Here is a 16871-nt window from a genome sequence, read left to right as displayed (position 1 = left end):
GGCCGGTTCGGCAGGATGTCGCCAACTCCTGGTTAGGTTAGCCTAACCAATCCTGTTGGAGTTACGGTGGTGCCCACTCCTACCTGTCGTCGTTCTTCGGAGACCGCCCGCATGTTCGCGTCCGCACCGCCCGAAGGGGCTCCCCTCCATCCGCCGAGGACGGCGCGTCCCGACGCGCTTCCGTTCCTCGCGGCGCCCGGCTTCGAACTGCCGGGCCCCGAAGGGGTCGACGCGTTCTGGGTACGCGTACGCGGACGGGGAACGCCGCTGGTCGCCCCCGATCCGCAGGGCAGCCCCGACCACGCGGCCGTCACCTTCCTGTGGCGTGGCACGGAGGCGACCCGGGCAGTACAGGTCATGCCCAACAAGCTCGGCGACCCGCGCCGGCCCGAGGGAAACCTGATGGAACGTGTCCCCGGTACGGACGTCTGGCATGGGACGCTCCGGCTGCGCCGCGACTGGCGCGGGACCTACGACTTCCACGTGGACGAGGGGGGCGGCCCCGGGGCCGGCGGGCCGGAGTACTGGCAGTGGCTGCGAACGCGGCGCCGCTCCGACCCGTTCAACTCCCGCCGCATGCCGCGCCGCTGGGGCGGTGAGCCGGTGTCCTGGGCGGAGGTGCGGGAGTCCCGGTCGGATTCTGACTGGGAGCCCCGGTCCGGTGTGCCCCGGGGCACGGTGACCGAGCACACCGTCCCCAGCGAACACCTGCGGGAGGACCGCCGGGTCTGGCTGTACGAGCCTCCCGCCCCCGCCGGTGGTGGAGGACACCACGAACTGCCCGTGCTGGTACTGCTGGACGGTGAGCACTGGCAGCCGCTGCTCGGCCTCGCGAACCTGCTCGACAACCTCGTCGCGGACGGCCGGATACCGCCGATGGCCGCGATCCTGGTCGACTCCGTCGACCCGGGTGCCCGCTGGCGGGACCTCGCCTGCCGACCCGCCCACGCGGACTTCCTGGCCGAGGAGTTGCTCCCGTGGGCCGCGCGACGCCTGCCGCTCACGGAAGACCCGGCGCGCACCGTGATCGCGGGGCAGAGCCTGGGCGGTCTGTCGGCGACGTACACGGCACTGGCCAACCCGCACCGCTTCGGTAATGCCCTGGTCCAGTCGGCCTCCTACTGGTGGCCGGACGGACCCGAGCCGGAGTGGCTCACCGGACGGATCGCCGCCGCGCCGCGCCGCCCCGTACGGTTCCGGCTCTCCTTCGGCGAGCAGGAGTGGGTGGCGCTGCCCGCCGCACGGCGACTGCGCGCAGTGCTCGCGGAGGCCGGATACGACTGCGAGTACCGCGAGTTCAACGGCGGCCACGACTACCTCTGGTGGCGTACGGAGATGGCGGACGGGCTGATCCGACTGCTCGGATCCGGGAGCTGATCCGGCTGCTCAGCCGGGCGGTTCGGCCACCGGACCGGCTCCGCCGTCGGAGACCGGGGTCCCGTCCACGTGCTCGGCCGCACACCATCGTCCCCGCCGAAGCCCACCGCTACCGTGCCGCCGCTACCGTGCCACCGCCACTGCCACCGCGCAGGCCGCGACGAAGCCGGTCGGGACCTCGACGTCGGCAAGGGTCCAGCCGGCGGGTTGCGCTGCCGGGGACGGCCCCGTCCCCAGATGGGCGCCGCCCAGCGCCTCGCCGGAGAGCCCCTCCCCGGTGCCCTTGAGATACGCCTCCTTGCGGGTCCAGCACCGTGCGAACGCGGCAGGCCGGTCCGCCACCGCCAGGGCTGCCAACTCCGCCTGTTCCAGGGGATGCAGCGCAGATGCCGCTTCGGTGGCCGTCCTCGCCGAGGGCAGCCGTTCGACGTCCACGCCGACCGGCCGGGCGGCCAGCGCCACCAGTGCCAGCCCTTCCGTGTGCGACAGCGAGAAGTGCACCCGGTCCCCGGCCGGCCCCGCGACCGCAGGCCGGCCGTGGAGAGCGCCGCACCCCGGGCACGGCAGCCGGACCAACGTCACCCGGGCGGGAGGGACTTCCAGGACGCCGCCCAGCAGCACGCGCAACGCGGTGTGCGAGGCCGCGTACATCACCCGGTCCTCCGGGCGCCGGAACGCCGCGACCCGGCGCCGCTCCTCCTCGTCCAGTACGTCGAGCCCGTCCGGGCTCATCGGCTGCCCGGACTGCCCGGACTGCCCGGAAGGCCCCGGCGGACGGAGGCCCCAGGGGCGCACGGACCAGAGGAGCGGGCCTCCGCCGGCCAGCGCGGACGGTCCCGGAGGCCGGTCTCCCGGCGTCCAGGGCCGCACCTCGGCCGTCGTACTCACCACCGGGCGGACCCGGACGTGCGCGCCGCATCAAACGAAGAGGTCGGGGCGGTCATCCGTCGAGCTCCTTCAGCCGGGCCGCGAGGACGGTCGCGACGGTGTCGAGGTTAGCGCCCTGGAGCAGCCGGGCGTGGGTGCAATCGAGATCGTGATTGACGATCTCCCCCGTCACATGGGCCCGCCACGCCTCTCGGGTGAGCCAGTCCTCCGCCCTCGGCGCAGCGGCCGTGAAGAAGAGCACGTCGCCCCGGTAGAGGTCGTGCCGGTGCTCGCGCATCAGCCGCGCGTGGTGCGGCACGATGTCCACGATCCTGGACAGGGTGCGGTCGCTGAGACCGGCGAGCGGGCTGCCCGCCCTGCGCAGGGTGGCCAGGACATCGTCACCGGTCCGCTCGTCCGTGCGCTCGAAGCCCGCCATCCGCAGCACCGCCGTGAGCGCGTCGCCCTCCTCGGGCGCCGGGCGGGCGCGCCACATCTCGGACGGGAACGCGTCGAGCAGGGCGAGGAGTTCGACCTCCTCGCCCGCCTGCTGGAGCAGTACGGCCACGGCCTGCGCGAGTACGCCCCCCACCGACCACCCCACCAGCCGGTACGGCCCGTGCGGCTGGACGGTACGCAACCGTGTGGCGTAGTCGACGGCCTGGTCCCGCAGCGTCGCCGCCAGGGGCTCGTCGTCGGTCAGCCCGCGCACCTGGACGGCGTACAGCGGCTGGTCGGCGCCGAGCCGGGCCGAGAGGCCCGCGTAGCACCAGGCGATGCCCCCCGCCGGGTGGAACGCGAAGACGGGCCGCCGGTCGCCGCCGCCGCGCAGCGGCAGGAGGACGTCCAGCGCGTCGTCGGCGCCCCCACCCGGGCCGGCGAGGCGTGCCGCCAGGGCCGCCGGCGTCGGCGTCTCGAAGAGCGAGCCGATCGTCAGCTCCGTCGCGCACTCCTCCCGTACCCGGGCCACCAGCCTCATCGCGAGCAGCGAAGTGCCGCCGAGATCGAAGAACGCGTCGTCGGGACCGGCCCCTTCGACGCCGAGCACGTCGGCGAAGAGCCGGGTCAGTCTCTCCTCCAGGGCCCCGGACGGGCGCCGGGCCCCCTTGTCGCCGGTGAACACCGGTGCGGGCAGCGCGTGTCGGTCCAGCTTGCCGGCCGGACTCAGCGGGAACGCGGCCAGGGCGACCACCGCCGCCGGCACCATGTGGTCCGGCAGCACGCGCGCCAGCGTGGCCCGCACGACGGCCGGGTCCGCCTGCCCCTGTACGTAACCGACGAGGCGCTGTTCGCCGCCGTCGTCCTCGCGCACGAGGGCGCAGACGCCTTCGACGCCGGGCTGTCCCGCCATGGCCGCCTCGATCTCGCCGAGTTCGATGCGCTGGCCGCGCAGCTTCACCTGGTGGTCGGTGCGGCCGAGGTACTCGACCTCGCCCTCGGGGGTCCACCGGGCGAGGTCTCCGGTCCGGTACATCCGGCTGCCCGCCGGACCGAAGGGGTCGGCCACGAAACGGGTCGCCGTCAGTCCGGGCCTGTCGAGGTAACCGTCGGCCAACTGTCGCCCGGCGAGGAAGAGTTCGCCGGGCACGCCGGGCGGGCAGAGCTGGAGCGCCGCGTCCAGCACGTAGAGCCGGGTGTTCCACACCGGGCGCCCGATGGGGACCGGACCGCTGCCCTCGGCCGCGCAGGTGTGGTGGGTGACGTCCACCGCGGCCTCGGTCGGCCCGTACAGATTGTGCAGCCGGGCCCCCGGCAGCGTACGCGCGAAGAGGTTCGCGGTCTCGCGGGGGAGCGCCTCACCGCTGCAGAAGACCCGGGTGAGGCCGGTGCACCGTGCGGCCTCCGGGTCGGCGAGGAAGACCTGGAGCATCGACGGCACGAAGTGCAGTGTGGTGACCGCCTGTTCACGGATGAGACGAGTCAGATACGTGGGATCGCGGTGACCGCCGGGCTCCGCGACGACCAGCGTCGCGCCCTCCCGCAGCGGCCAGAAGAACTCCCACACCGACACGTCGAACGAGGAGGGCGTCTTCTGCAGCACCCGGTCCCCGGCCGTCAGCCGGTAGGTGTCCTGCATCCAGCGGAGCCGGTTGTCGATCGCCCCGTGCGGCACCACGACCCCCTTGGGGCGGCCGGTCGAGCCCGAGGTGTAGATGACGTACGCCGGGTGGGAGGGGGTGAGGGGACGGCACGGGTCGGTCGGCAGGTGCGCCGAGACGTCGAGACCGTCGAGTGCGACGAGCGGGGTCGCGGCGCCGTCCGGCAGCCTGCCCGCCCTGTCGGTCACCGCGCAGACCGGCGCCGCGTCCTGGAGCATGTCCAGCAGGCGCTGCTCCGGATAGTCCGGGTCGAGCGGCAGATAGGCCGCACCCGTCTTCAGGATCGCCAACAGCGTCACGATCAGCTCGACGGACCGGGGCACCGAGAGGGCCACCACCGTGTCCGGGCGGGCGCCCAGGGTCCGCAGGTGCCGGGCGAGGCGGTTGGCGCGGACGTTCAGTTCCGCGTAGGTGAGCGTTACCTCGCCGTACACCAGGGCCGTCGCGGCGGGGGTCCTGCGGGCCCGTGCCTCGATGGGGCCGATCAGGTTCGTCGCCGGGAGGTCGCGCTCCGTCCGGTTGAACTCGTCGCGGACGAGGGAGACTTCGGCCGGAGTGGCGAGCGTGTGCACGGCGAGCGGCAGATGCGGATCGGCCGCCGCCAGCCGGGCGACCAGCCCGGTGAACCGGTCCTGGTGGGCCGCGAGGTCGTCCTCGGTGTAGAGGGCGGGGTTCGCGTCGTGGTCGATGAGGAGCCCACGGCCGTCGGCGCGGTCGTAGACGTTGACCGTCAGATCCTCCACCTGCCCGGCCGACAGGTTGCGGGCCCGCACCGGCGCGCCCGCGAAGCGCACGTCGTAGTCGAACGGCATCACGTTCACCAGGGGGCCGACCAGGGAGCGGCTCTCGCCGAGCAGCCCGAGGTCGCGGCGGATGTCCTCGTAGCGGTAGCGCTGGTGGCGGCGCACCGTGCGGATGCCCCGCACGACCTGGCGCACCAGCCCGGCGAAGTCGGCGCCGGGGGAGACCTCCAGGCGCAGGGGCAGGACGTTCATCACCATGCCCGGCACCCGCAGCGCCACCGAGCCCATCCGGCCCATCATCGGCAGCCCGAGGACGATGTCGGAGCGTCCGGTGGTACGGGAGGCGTGGACGGCCTGTGCGGCGATCAGCACCTCGGGCCAGGTCGCCCGGAGCCGGGACGCCAACTCCCGTACCTGTTCGGTCGTTTCGCGCGGAAGCGAGACCGTGCGGCGCAGCGAGGTCCGGGAGGGCAGCGCACCGCGCCCCGCGAGGCGGGGCGCCTCGGGGCAGTCGGCGAACGCCTCGCTCCAGTGGGCCCGGTCGGCCGCCAGGGCTGCGGACGCGCGGTACTCGGCGTCCTGTGCGACGAGTTCGGCCAGCGGCCTGAACGGAGTCGGAGCGGGCGCCTCACCCGCCGCCAAGGCGCTGTAGACCTCGGCGGTGCGGCGTACGAGCAAGGAGTAGCCGAAACCGTCCATGGCGAGGTGGTGGACGCGCTGGTACCACAGCCACCGCTCCCCGCCGACGCGGAAGAGCGCGTGCCGGAACACCGGGCCGCGCGCCAGGTCGCAGGTGCGGGCGAGATCCTCCCGCATCCACGCCCCGGCGACCTCGTCGGGGCGCCTCTCCGCCCGCAGATCCGCGGTGTGCAGGGGGAGTGGGACCTCGGCACCGATGCGCTGCCGGGGCCCCTCCGGGGTGTCCTCCACCCGGATGCGCAGCGCGTCGGCCTCGGAGACCACCCTCCCCAGCGCGGCGGCGAAAAGCCTCGGGTCGACCGGGCCCTCGATCTCCACGCACTCCGCGGTGTTGAGCGCCGGGCTATGGGGATCGAGAGCCTGGGCGTACCACATGCCCGACTGGGCGGCAGTCAACGGCAGTACGGTGTCCGGAGCGTCTGCGCACCACGTGTCGAGGCCGACGAGCGGCGCGCTCACGAGGCCACCAGCAACGGCAACCACGCCTCGATGGAAGGCTGTTCGGCGAGATCGGCGAAGGCGGCCGTCACTCCGTGGTCGCGGCGCCAGCGCTCCAGGAGCGCCATGATGCGTACCGAGTCCAGCCCGTGATCCACGAGGTTCTCGTCGACCGGAATGTCCTCCGGCTCCTCGCCGAGGGAGTCGGCGATGTCGGCGCGGATCAGCTCAGGGGTGAGGGTCATCGGTTCAGACCTCCTGCGCGAAGAGCGCGTCGGTGGTGGTCACCACGGCGCACCGGCCGGACGCGTACCGCAGCGCCATGTCGTGGTCCTCCCGGGAGAAGTCGGCGACCGCGTCGGCGACGACGAACGCCTGGATGTCGCGCTGCCACGCGTCCGCCGCGCTCATCAGCACGCCGATGTGCGCGTACACGCCGACCACGATCAGCTGGTCACGGCCTTGTTCGCGCATGAGCTCGGCCAGCTCGGTGCGCACGAAGGCGCTGTACTTCCACTTGGTGAGGACGCTCTCGCCCTCGACGGGCGCCACCTGCTCCGGCCCGTCGAGCGCCGCCGGGTCGTCCGCCACCCCCGGGCCCCAGAAGTCGAGCTGTAGACCGCGCTCCTGGGCGGTCTGGCCGCCGCGCTGCGCCGAGTGCACCACCGGGACTCCCCGCGCGCGGCACTTCTCCAGCACCCGGGCCGTGTTCTCCAGCATGCCGGTCAGTGGTTGCTCGCCGGCCGCGAACGTCTTCAAAAAATGGTTCTGCAAGTCGTGGACGAGCAGCACGGCACGGGACGGATCGACCGTCCACGCCACCCGGTTGACGGGCAGCTCCTCCACCGTGGGCAGCGGGTAGGGGGCGATGGCGGGCAGTGCCATGGGGGCGGGCCTTTCCTCGTGGTGCGGCGCGGGCGCGGCGGACCGCAGGCTCTTCTTGCTGATCTTGCCGATGCCGGTCTGCGGGAACGCGTCGACGAACTCGACCAGATCGGGGATCTTGTACGCGGCGATGCCGCGCTCGCGGACGAAGCGCTTGACCGCGACGGGCTTCAGCGGCTCGGCGCCCTCGCGGAGGATGACGTGGGCGAGGGAGCGTTCGCCGAGATACGCGTCGGGGACCGCGACGACCGAGACGTCGTGGACGGCGGGGTGGGCCAGGATGATGTTCTCCACCTCTTCGGGAGCGATCTTCTCGCCGCCCCGGTTGATCTGGTCCTTCGCCCGGCCCTCGACCACGAGGTGACCGCTGGGGGTGCGGCGGACGATGTCGCCGGTCCGGTAGAAGCCGTCCTCGGTGAAGGCCCGCGCGTTGTGGTCGGGGGCCCGCCAGTAGCCGCGGACGGTGTACGGCCCCCGGGTGAGCAGATGGCCGAACTCGCCCTCGGGGACGTCCTCGTCGGCGTCGTCCACGATGCGCACCTCGTCGTCCGCCGAGATCGGGCGGCCCTGGGTGGTGAGGACTGTCTCCTCGTCGTCGTCCAGCCGCGTGTAGTTGACCAGTCCCTCGGCCATGCCGAAGACCTGCATCAGGCGGCAGCCCAGCGCGGGTGCCAGCCGCCGGGCCGCCTCCTCGCTGTACTTGGCGCCTCCGACCAGGACGAGTTCCAGGCTCGACAGGTCCTCCTTCGCGGCCGGTCCCGCGTCCGTCCACACCAGTGCGAGCGGTGGCACCATGCCGGTCATGGTGATCCGCTCCTGCTCGATGAGCGGGAAGGCCGTCGCCGGGTCGGGCCGGGGAGAGAGCACGACGGTGCCGGCCGCGTACAGCACGCCCAGCCAACCCGGGGAACTCATCGGGAAGTTGTGCGCGGCGGGCAGGACCACGAGGAATCTGGTGTCCTCGTCCACCCCGCAGATCTCGTTGGACGCCCACAGCGAGTAGATGTAGTCGTCGTGGGTGCGGGGGATCAGCTTGGAGACGCCGGTGGTCCCCCCGGAGAGCTGGAGGAAGGCCAGTTCGTGCGGGCGGGGGCCGTCGAGCGGTCCGGCCGGGTCCATCGGTACGTCACGGAGCGCGGTGTACTCACCCGGATCGCCCACCACGAAGACCTCGCGCAGCCCGGGCGTCATGGACTGTACGTGGCGCGCGAGTTCGCGGTAGTCGTAACCGGCGTGGCGCTCCGGTACCACGTACGCGACGGCTTCGGAGAACGCAACGAAGTGCTCGATCTCGGTCTCCCGGTGCGCCGGCAGGGCGTACACGGGGAGGGCACCGATCCGGAAGAGCGCGAAGACGACCTCGATCAACTCCCCGATGTTCGGGAGCTGGAGGACGACCCGGTCGCCCTTGGCGATTCCCCGGGCGGCGAATCCGGCGGCCAGCCGGTCGGCGCTCGCGTCGAGTTCCCGGTAGGTCCAGGTGCGGCGGGCCGGCGCCGGGTCGACCAGGGCGACGCGGTCGGGGTGCGTGGTGGCGCGCTCGCGGAGGAAGTCGCCGAAGGTCTCCCCGCGCCAGTAACCCGCGGCGCGGTAGCGGGCGGCGAACTCGGCCGGCCAGGTGGGCGCGTCCGGCCCCCCGGGGGCGAGCGGGTCGCGCTCGGTGACGGTCACAGCTGGGCTCCCACGGCGCTCAGGAAGGTACGGAACTTCGCAGCGGTCTCGGCGGTCTCCGCCTCGGGCGAGGAATCGGCCACCACTCCGGCACCGGCGAACAGGCGCAGCGAGCGGCCCTCGGCCTCGGCGCAGCGGATCGTGACGACCCACTCGCCGTCGCCGTCCGCGTCCTGCCACCCGACCATGCCGGTGTAGGCGCCCCGGTCGAAGGGCTCGGACTCGGCGATGACGGCGCGCGCGGCCGGGGTGGGCGTACCGCACACGGCGGGCGTCGGGTGCAGGGCGGTGGCGAGCCGCAGTGCGGTGGTGGCCGGGTCCGCGAGGTCACCGGTCAGCGTGGTGGAGAGGTGCCACATGGTGGCGGTCCGTACGAGGGTGGGGCGCTCGGGCACGTCCAGGCGGGTGCAGAACGGGGCGAGGGCCTCGCGCACGGCGGCCACCACCACGGCGTGCTCGTGCAGGTCCTTGGGGGACTCCAGCAGCGCGGCGGCCCGCCGGACGTCCTCGGCCAGGTCGGAGCTGCGCGGCGCGGAGCCGGCCAGCGGGTTGGCGACGAGCCGTCCCTCCTGCCGGGCGACCAGCAGTTCGGGGCTTGCCCCGATGAGGGTGCGGCCGGGGCCGGTGGGTACCGCGAAGGTGTAGCCGCAGGGGTCCCGGCGGGCGAGCCGGCTCAGCATCGCGGGCAGATCGGGCTCGTCGGGGGCGGTCAGTTCCAGGGTGCGGGCCAGCACCACCTTGGCGAACTCCCCGGCGCGCATGCGGCGCACGGCGCGGGCGACCGCCCCGGCGTACTCGGCGGCGGCCGGGACCTCGCGGACCTGCCAGGAGCCACCGTCCTCCGCCGCAGGAGCGGGCAGGGCGACCAGCGGGTCCTGGCGCAGCGCGGGCGCCCACTCCACGGACTCCGGCACAACCAGCGCGGCCGGGGCGTCCACGTCGAAGGGGATGGACCCGACGACCACGGGGGTGAGGTCCCCGGCCCGCCGCCGGGACCGGAGGACGTCGCGTACGCGCTCCTCGACCGGCTCCGTCCCGTGCGGCACTTCGGCGAGCACGCCGCGCCCGAGCAGGGTGCGGGTCGGCGAGGCCACGAAGCGGTCGGTGCCGGGGCGGTAGGCGTCGAGGAGCGCGGTCGCCGCACCGGGGGTGACGGGGGCGAGGTGGGTCGGGCCGGGTACGGCCGGAGGGGATGCGTGCACGGAGGTGGACATGGAGTGTGTCTCCTGCGGTGGAGGGCGCCCCCCGCGGTCGGCGGCAGGGCGGTGAGGCGGGGGGACGGGCGCGGGACCGGGGCGCGGGCGGTGTGTCGGGTGTACGGGAGCCGGGTGTACGCAAGCCGGGGGGACGGGAACCGGGTGCGCGGCGCCGGTCCGTTGCGGGATCAGGCCCGCAGGGTGGCGCCGCCGTCGACGTACAGGTCCTGCATGGTGATGTGGCGGGCGCGGTCGGAGAGCAGGAAGGTGACGGCGTCGGCGATGTCGGCGGGGTCCGCGATACGGCCGAGCGGAATACCCGTCCGGTGGGTGGCGAGGTCGCCCGCGACGACGCGGTCCGCGGCGGCGGTCACGTCCGCCGGGTCCAGGTCGGCCCACAGGGCGCGCTGCATGTCCGTCATGGTCGAGCCGGGGCAGACGCTGTTGCAGCGGACGCCGTGCGCGGCCATCTCCAGGCCGAGGCACTTGGTGAACATCGCCGAGGCCGCCTTCGACGCGGCGTAGGCGGCCATGCCGGCGCGGGGGATGCCCGCCGCGTTCGACGCGACCGTCACGATGCCGCCCCTGCCGCGCGCGGCCATGCGCCGGGCGGCGGAACGCGAGACGTGGAACACCCCGTCGACGTTGACGGCGAAGGTGGCGTCCCACTGCGCGTCGCTGGTGTCGACGATCTCCGCGCTGTGCAGCACACCAGCCACGTTGACCGCGAACTCCAGCGGTCCGAGGGCCCGTTCGGCCTCCTCGATCGCGGCCTCCACGGCGTGGGCGTCGGTGACGTCGAGCCGGCGGGCGACCACCTGCGAGCCGTGCCGACGCGCGAGGGCCTCGATGCCGTCGGAGGTGATGTCGGTGGCCACCACGCGGGCGCCGCGCTCCACGAGCGCGGTGACGACGGCCTCACCGATGCCCCGCCCCGCACCCGTGACGAACGCGAGCCCGCCATCGAATTCGGCGCTCACTTGACCATGGCCTTCCGCAGGTCGGCCAGGACGTTCACGGCGGCTTCGGCGCCGCCGAGGCTCGTCCACATCGAGCCGTCGATCTCGGTCACATGGCCGGCCTCGACGGCGCCGAGCTGCTGGTAGGCGGGCTCCGCGGAGAGCCGGCCGACCACGCCGGAACCGCCGGTCGAGGTCAGGGTGCCGATGAAGAGCCAGTCGCCGTCGAGCTCGGCGAGGTTCTCCTCGCTGATCGGCGTCGAGTGGCCCTCACCCTTCTCCGCCTGGATGCCCGGCCGGGTGAAGCCCACGTCGTTCAGTACGTCGCTGATGAACACCCCCTGCTGCATGACGGCGGAGCCCTGCGGGGAGTAGCGGGCGACGGAGACCTCGGCGCCGGCCTCCGCCCCGAGGTCGGCCTTCAGGGCGGCGACCTTCGTGTCGTAGTCGGCGAGGAAGGCGTCGGCCTCGTTGGCCCTGCCGAGGACCTCTCCGGTGAGCGAGAGGGACTTCTTCCAGTCCTTGTCGTCTCCGACGGTGACCAGCGTGGGGGCTATCTTCCGGAGCTGCGACAGCACTTGGGTGTCCGTCATCTGTCCGGCGAGGATCACGTCGGGTGCGGCCCGGACCACCTTCTCGATGTCCGGTCCGGTGACCGCTCCCACCACCTCGATGCCCGCGGCCTTGTCCGTCAGGTACGCCGGGGCGCCCTTCTGGCCGCGTCCCGCCGTCAGGCCCACCGGCTTCACGCCGAGAGTGAGCGAGGAGTCGAGATCCATCTCGCTCAGGACCACGACGCGGTTCGGATCGGCCGGCACGGTCACCTTGGTGCCGGCCGCGTCGGTGACGGTCCGGGAGCCCTTCGTGTCGGTATCGCCGGACGCGGCACCCGAGTCCGAGGAGCCGCAGGCGGTCGCCGTGAGCGCGCAGATACCGAGGACGGCGACCGCGGCCAGCGGGCGGACGGTGCGGCGGGGAGCGGGGGACTGGTTCGACGACATGGCCGGAAACCTCCGTAGGCAGGGTGGAGCGGAAGGGCGCTGACGTGCGGTCATGGCTGGATGCGGCGCCCTGCGGGCACGACGAATCCCGGCCACATCGGGTGGAGGGGCCACCAGTCCGGGCGTCTTGACTTAGGTTAGGCTAACCATATGTTCACAGCGCAAGAGGGGTCTGCCGGAAGGGTGGGAACCCGAATATTCAGGGCTTTTCGCCAAGATCTGCCCGGAGCCCGAGCCGGAGTCGGAGCCGGAGCCAGGACGGAGGCCCGCGCTGAGGCCGGAGCCGGAGCCGGAAGCGGGGACAGACATCCGGTCCGGTGGGCCGTCGTGGCCCTCGTCGCCCTGCTCTGCCTGAGCCTCGCCTCCCTGCTGACGGGCACCGGCTCCACCCCGCCCGCCCGGGCGTGGGACTACCTCTGGGGCGACCCGTCCGCCCGCGCTGACGCCCAACTGCGCCTCGCCGTCATGGATGTTCGCCTGCCGCGCACCCTTGCCGCGATCCTGGTGGGCCTCTGCCTCGGCACCGCCGGCTGTCTCCTCCAGGCCGCCACCCGCAACCCCCTCGCCGAGACCGGACTGCTCGGCGTCAACTCCGGCGCCGCCTTCGCCGTCGTCCTCGGACTCACCTTCTTCCACGCCGACTCCTCCCGCGCCCTGTTGGTGTGGGCACTGCTCGGCGGCATGGCGGCGAGCGCCGTCGTCCTGCTGCTCGCCGCGTCCGGGCGGGCGGCCGGCTCCCCGCTCCGCCTGGTCCTCGCCGGTGCCGCGCTCAGCGCCACCTTCCACGGCCTCACCTCGTACGTCCTGCTGGGCACCCGGTCCACCTTCGACACCTACCGCTACTGGACGATCGGCTCACTCGCCGGTGTCGAAGCCGGACAACTCGTGCCCCTGGTACCGCTGGTGGCGATCGGCCTGCTCGCCGCCGGCTGCTGCGTCCGGCCGCTCGCCGCGCTCGGCCTCGGCGACGACGGGGCGCGCTCGCTCGGCCACCACCCCGGACGCATCCGCCTCGTGGTGGCCGTCGCCGTATCGCTGCTCGCCGGCTGCGCCGTCGCCGTGGCGGGCCCCATCGCCTTCCTCGGGCTGCTCGCGCCCTACGCCGCACGCGCCCTCTCCGGCGCGTCCATGGGCGCGCAACTCGCGCTCTCCGCGCTGATCGCCGCCGACGTCATGATCCTCGCCGACATCCTCGCCCGGATCGTCATCAGGCCCTGGGAGACCCCGGTCAGCGTGCTCCTGGCCCTCGTCGGCGGTCCGCTGCTCATCTGGATCGCCCGCTCGTCCCGGCTCTCCACCGCCGGGGCCACGGCATGAACGGACGGAAGGCCCCGGCCTGCGGCGTGCCGGACCTCACCCCGCCCGACAGCACCGTGCTGCGCACGGGCACCCTTTCCTGGTTGTTCCCGCGCCGCGGCGCCCTCGTGGCGGCACTGTCCGTGCCCGTACTCCTGCTGCTCGTCGCGCTCGCCGTGCTGGCCAGCTCGTCCGGCATGAGCCCGACGCGGACCCTCTCCGGCCTGCTGGGCACCGGGGACGCAGGCACCGTGATGGTCGTCCGTGAATTCCGGCTGCCCCGCGTCATCGTCGGCATCATGGTCGGTGCCGCACTCGGTATCTCCGGCTGCCTCACCCAGACCCTGGCCGGCAACCGGCTCGCCACCCCGGACCTGGTGGGCGTCAACGAAGGAGCCACCGCGGCCGTCGTCGCCGCGGCCGCCGGGTCGTCCACCGGCATGGTCGGCATGTGGTGGCTCGGTCCGGTCGGCGCCGTCGCCGCCGCCGCGCTCGTCGTCCTGTGCGCGGGCGGAGCGGGGAGCGCCGGCTACCGCGTCCTGGTCACCGGTATCGGCGTCTCCACCTCCGTCGGAGCCGTCAGCGACCTCGTGATGTCCCGCCAGAACGACAATTCGGCCGGGGGAGTCTTCCTCTGGGCCGTCGGCAGCCTCAACGGCCGTGACTGGGAGGCCGGTACGCCCCTCCTCATCGCCCTCTGCTTCCTCGTCCCGCTCACTCTCGCCGCCGGACACCGCCTGCAACTGCTGCGGTTCGACGACGACATGGCCGCCACGCTCGGTGTCGACCTGCGCCGGGTGCGCGCTGCGGGGCTCGCGCTGGCCGTGCTCCTCGCCGGGGTCGCCGTCGGCGTCGGCGGACCGGTCGCCTTCATCGCGCTGGGCGCTCCCGTCCTCGCGCAGCGGCTGGCCGGACCCACCCGCGTACCGGTCGTCGGCGCCGGCCTGGCCGGAGCCGCCCTCGTCACCGCGGCCGACGCCCTCGCCCGCGTCGCCGCCCCCGTCGAACTCCCCGTGGGCGTCGTCACCAGTGTCCTCGGCGGACCCTTCCTCCTCTGGGTCCTCTTCCGTTCGGACCGCACCGAAGAGAAGGCGTGAACACCCCGGCATGAACTCCCCCCTCAAGCAAGCACCGAACGGCCTGGACGTCCGGGGGCTGCACGTCGCGTACCCCGGCCGTGCCGTCGTCAAGGACGCCGGGTTCACCGTGCCCGCCGGGCAGGTCGCCTCGATCGTCGGCCCCAACGGCTGTGGAAAATCGACCCTGTTGCGCGCCGCCGCCAGGCTCCACCGGCCGGATTCCGGCACGGTCCACGCCGACGGGGCGGACATCTGGTCACTCGGCCGGCGCGAGGCCGCGCGGCGCGTCGCCCTGCTGCCCCAGTCGCCCCGTGCCCCCGAGGCGGTGACCGTCGCGGGGCTCGTACGGTACGGGCGCCACCCCCACCAGGGTCTGCTGCGGCAGTGGTCGCGGGAGGACGAGAACGCGGTGCGCGAAGCGCTGGAGGCCACTGGTACCACCGGCCTGGCCGGCGAGCGGCTCGACCGCCTCTCCGGCGGCCAGCGCCAGCGCTGCTGGCTGGCCATGGTGCTCGCCCAGCAGACCCCCGTGATCCTGCTGGACGAACCCACCAGCGCCCTCGACCTGGGACACGTCGTCGACGTACTCGAACTCGTCCGCGAGGTCGCGCGCGCCGGGCGCACGGTCGTCATGGTCCAGCACGACCTGGCCGCCGCCGCACGCTACTCCGACCTCCTCGTCGCGATGAAGGACGGCAGCGTCCTGGCCCAGGGAGCCCCGCGCACCACCGTGACCGCCTCCCTGGTCAGGGAGGTGTACGGGGTGGAGGCCGATGTCCTGGAAGCGCCCGTGGACGCCTCGCCCGTCGTGGTCGCCCGGGCGCGCACAGCGGTGGAGGAGAGCGCCACCACCGGGTGAACGCCGCCGGGAACCACGGGCCGCGCCCCCCGGCCCGTCTGCTGTACGGACTCGCCGGCCGCGGCCCGCGGCCCCCGAGGAGGCCGACGGCTCCGACTTCGGCCTCGCAGCCGCCCTCTTCTCCCGCGATCCCGTGCTGCGCACCGCTCCGCAGAGGAGATGACCCGGCATCATCGAGCTCCACCCAGCATCATCCAGCAAGAGAGCAAGAATGGAGGATGCCGATGACCGACGAAACGGTCGGCATCGTCGGAGCCGGCATCGTGGGCCTGGCGACGGGCCGCGAGATCGCGCTGCGCCGCCCGGGCACCCGCGTGCTGGTGTTCGAGAAGGAACGCCAGGTCGCGGCCCACCAGACCGGACACAACTCGGGCGTGGTGCACGCGGGCATCTACTACGCCCCGGGCAGCCTCAAGGCGGACCTGTGCGTACGGGGCGTGTCCCTGCTGCGCGAGTACTGCCAGGAGTGGAAGCTGCCGTACCAGGAGATCGGCAAGCTCGTCGTGGCGGTGCGCGAGGACGAACTCGGCCGCATGGAAGGCCTGTACGAACGGGCCAGGAACAACCACGTGCCCGACCTGCGGAAGGTCTCCAAGGAGGAGATCAAGGAGATCGAGCCGCACGCCGGCGGCATCGCGGCCCTCCACTCGCCCCGCACCGCGATCACCGACTACCCGGCGATCGCCCGCCGGTTCGCGGAAGACATCGAGGCCGCCGGCGGCGAGGTGCGGCTCGGGTTCGCGGTGGACTCGCTGACCGACGTGCCCGGCGGCATCGAGGTCGGCTCGGGACAGGAACGCGTACGCGTCGACCGGCTGGTCCTCTGCGCGGGCCTCCACGCCGACGCCGTCGCGAAGCTCGCCCACGACAGGAAGGCGCCCAGGATCGTCCCCTTCCGGGGCGAGTACATGCGGCTCAGGCCCGAACGCGCCGATCTGGTGCGCGGCCTCATCTATCCCGTACCCGATCCGCGCTACCCCTTCCTCGGGGTGCACTTCACCCCCCGGGTCGACGGCTCGGTGGAGGTCGGCCCGAACGCCGTCCTCGCGACGGCCAGGGAGGGGTACACGCTTTCCCAGGTCTCCGTGAGGGACCTCGCGCAACTCGCGGCGTACCCCGGTGCGTGGCGGATGGCGGCCCAGCACTGGCGGACGGGCGTCAAGGAGTACCGCGGTTCGCTCTCCAGCGCGGCCTTCATGAAGGACGCGGGGGCGTACGTCCCGGGGGTCGGGGCCGCCGACGTGGTCCGCGGCGGAGCCGGCGTACGCGCCCAGGCACTCGACCCCGACGGCACGCTCGTGGACGACTTCCGCATCCACCGGGTGGGCCGCGTCACCGCCGTGCGCAACGCCCCGTCCCCGGCCGCGACCGCCTGCATGGCCATCGCCGAGCACATCTCTCGAACCGTGTTCGGCCCGGCATGAGCCCGTGTGACCCGCCGGTCGCCCCGGAGGTCCGGCGCGACCTCACCGAACGCGCCGCCGAGTACGGCATCACGCCGTCGGAGCGGTGGCGGCGGGCTGACGGCCGCGGCGGGTGCGGTCCCGCCGCCCCCGACCGGGCCGTGGGGGGGGGGGGGGGGGGGGGGGGGGGGGGGCGGCGGCGGCGGGGGGGGGGGGGCCCCCGGGCGGGGGGGGGGGGGGGGGGGGGGGGGGCCGGGCCGGCGGGCCCCGGGGGGGGGGGGGGGGGGGGGCGCGGGCGC

Annotated in this window: 12 protein-coding genes and 1 pseudogene; 5 read left to right on the top strand and 8 right to left on the bottom strand. The window is 73.7% G+C overall.

The features are described from left to right. The first annotated feature begins 111 nt into the window (after positions 1-111). Entirely contained in the window at positions 112-1377 is a 1266-nt protein-coding gene (gene fes, locus ACFYPN_RS12175) for an enterochelin esterase (protein WP_389297965.1), read from the top strand. Positions 1378-1500: 123 nt separating this feature from the next. On the opposite strand, the gene ACFYPN_RS12170 is transcribed toward fes, so the two are convergent. From ACFYPN_RS12170 to ACFYPN_RS12135, 8 genes and pseudogenes are all read right to left on the bottom strand, one after another. Continuing rightward, entirely contained in the window at positions 1501-2268 is a 768-nt protein-coding gene (locus tag ACFYPN_RS12170; protein WP_389297963.1) for a 4'-phosphopantetheinyl transferase family protein, read from the bottom strand. 49 nt (positions 2269-2317) lie between these two features. Next, entirely contained in the window at positions 2318-6244 is a 3927-nt protein-coding gene (locus ACFYPN_RS12165) for an amino acid adenylation domain-containing protein (RefSeq protein WP_389297961.1), read from the bottom strand. Continuing rightward, positions 6241-6468: a phosphopantetheine-binding protein gene (locus ACFYPN_RS12160; RefSeq protein ID WP_358763088.1), complete on the bottom strand. Its 228-nt coding sequence runs from the start codon at positions 6466-6468 to the stop codon at positions 6241-6243. The genes ACFYPN_RS12165 and ACFYPN_RS12160 overlap by 4 nt, the downstream gene beginning before the upstream one ends. Positions 6469-6472: 4 nt before the next feature. Beyond that, on the bottom strand, positions 6473-7108 hold the full coding sequence (locus ACFYPN_RS12155) for an isochorismatase family protein (RefSeq protein ID WP_358763121.1): 636 nt from the start codon (positions 7106-7108) through the stop codon (positions 6473-6475). A gap of 18 nt (positions 7109-7126) precedes the next feature. Then, positions 7127-8779: pseudogene (locus ACFYPN_RS12150) on the bottom strand ((2,3-dihydroxybenzoyl)adenylate synthase); the annotation flags it as partial. Next, entirely contained in the window at positions 8776-9993 is a 1218-nt protein-coding gene (locus ACFYPN_RS12145; protein WP_389297959.1) for an isochorismate synthase, read from the bottom strand. The pseudogene ACFYPN_RS12150 and the gene ACFYPN_RS12145, both read right to left, overlap by 4 nt. A gap of 170 nt (positions 9994-10163) precedes the next feature. Further along, positions 10164-10955 (bottom strand): 2,3-dihydro-2,3-dihydroxybenzoate dehydrogenase, encoded by a 792-nt coding sequence (locus ACFYPN_RS12140; protein ID WP_358763084.1) that lies wholly within the window; start codon positions 10953-10955, stop codon positions 10164-10166. Then, positions 10952-11935, bottom strand: coding sequence for an ABC transporter substrate-binding protein (locus ACFYPN_RS12135; RefSeq protein ID WP_389297957.1), 984 nt, complete (start codon positions 11933-11935; stop codon positions 10952-10954). The genes ACFYPN_RS12140 and ACFYPN_RS12135 overlap by 4 nt, the downstream gene beginning before the upstream one ends. 327 nt (positions 11936-12262) lie before the next feature. Between ACFYPN_RS12135 and ACFYPN_RS12130 the strand changes: the two genes are divergently transcribed. The 4 genes from ACFYPN_RS12130 (at position 12263) to lhgO (ending at position 16593) form a co-directional block, all read left to right on the top strand. Further along, on the top strand, positions 12263-13252 hold the full coding sequence (locus tag ACFYPN_RS12130; RefSeq protein ID WP_358763080.1) for an iron ABC transporter permease: 990 nt from the start codon (positions 12263-12265) through the stop codon (positions 13250-13252). Next, complete coding sequence (locus ACFYPN_RS12125; RefSeq protein ID WP_358763078.1) at positions 13249-14328, top strand: iron chelate uptake ABC transporter family permease subunit; 1080 nt, start codon at positions 13249-13251, stop codon at positions 14326-14328. The genes ACFYPN_RS12130 and ACFYPN_RS12125 overlap by 4 nt, the downstream gene beginning before the upstream one ends. A 10-nt stretch (positions 14329-14338) precedes the next feature. After that, entirely contained in the window at positions 14339-15169 is an 831-nt protein-coding gene (locus ACFYPN_RS12120; protein ID WP_358763076.1) for an ABC transporter ATP-binding protein, read from the top strand. A 224-nt stretch (positions 15170-15393) separates the two neighbouring features. Beyond that, on the top strand, positions 15394-16593 hold the full coding sequence (gene lhgO, locus ACFYPN_RS12115; protein ID WP_358763074.1) for an L-2-hydroxyglutarate oxidase: 1200 nt from the start codon (positions 15394-15396) through the stop codon (positions 16591-16593). The last annotated feature ends 278 nt before the right edge of the window (positions 16594-16871 follow it).

Source organism: Streptomyces sp. NPDC005576 (assembly GCF_042871745.1).
Classification (GTDB): domain Bacteria; phylum Actinomycetota; class Actinomycetes; order Streptomycetales; family Streptomycetaceae; genus Streptomyces.
Note: the sequence above shows the minus strand (reverse complement) of the source record. Positions and strands in the feature narration are given on the sequence as shown.

Coding starts and splice junctions, on each gene's coding strand:
- fes (WP_389297965.1), top strand. CDS start 112: ATGTTCGCGTCCGCACCGCCCGAAGGGGCTCCCCTCCATCCGCCGAGG.
- ACFYPN_RS12160 (WP_358763088.1), bottom strand. CDS start 6,468: ATGACCCTCACCCCTGAGCTGATCCGCGCCGACATCGCCGACTCCCTC.
- ACFYPN_RS12155 (WP_358763121.1), bottom strand. CDS start 7,108: ATGGCACTGCCCGCCATCGCCCCCTACCCGCTGCCCACGGTGGAGGAG.
- ACFYPN_RS12145 (WP_389297959.1), bottom strand. CDS start 9,993: ATGTCCACCTCCGTGCACGCATCCCCTCCGGCCGTACCCGGCCCGACC.
- ACFYPN_RS12135 (WP_389297957.1), bottom strand. CDS start 11,935: ATGTCGTCGAACCAGTCCCCCGCTCCCCGCCGCACCGTCCGCCCGCTG.
- ACFYPN_RS12125 (WP_358763078.1), top strand. CDS start 13,249: ATGAACGGACGGAAGGCCCCGGCCTGCGGCGTGCCGGACCTCACCCCG.
- ACFYPN_RS12120 (WP_358763076.1), top strand. CDS start 14,339: ATGAACTCCCCCCTCAAGCAAGCACCGAACGGCCTGGACGTCCGGGGG.
- lhgO (WP_358763074.1), top strand. CDS start 15,394: ATGACCGACGAAACGGTCGGCATCGTCGGAGCCGGCATCGTGGGCCTG.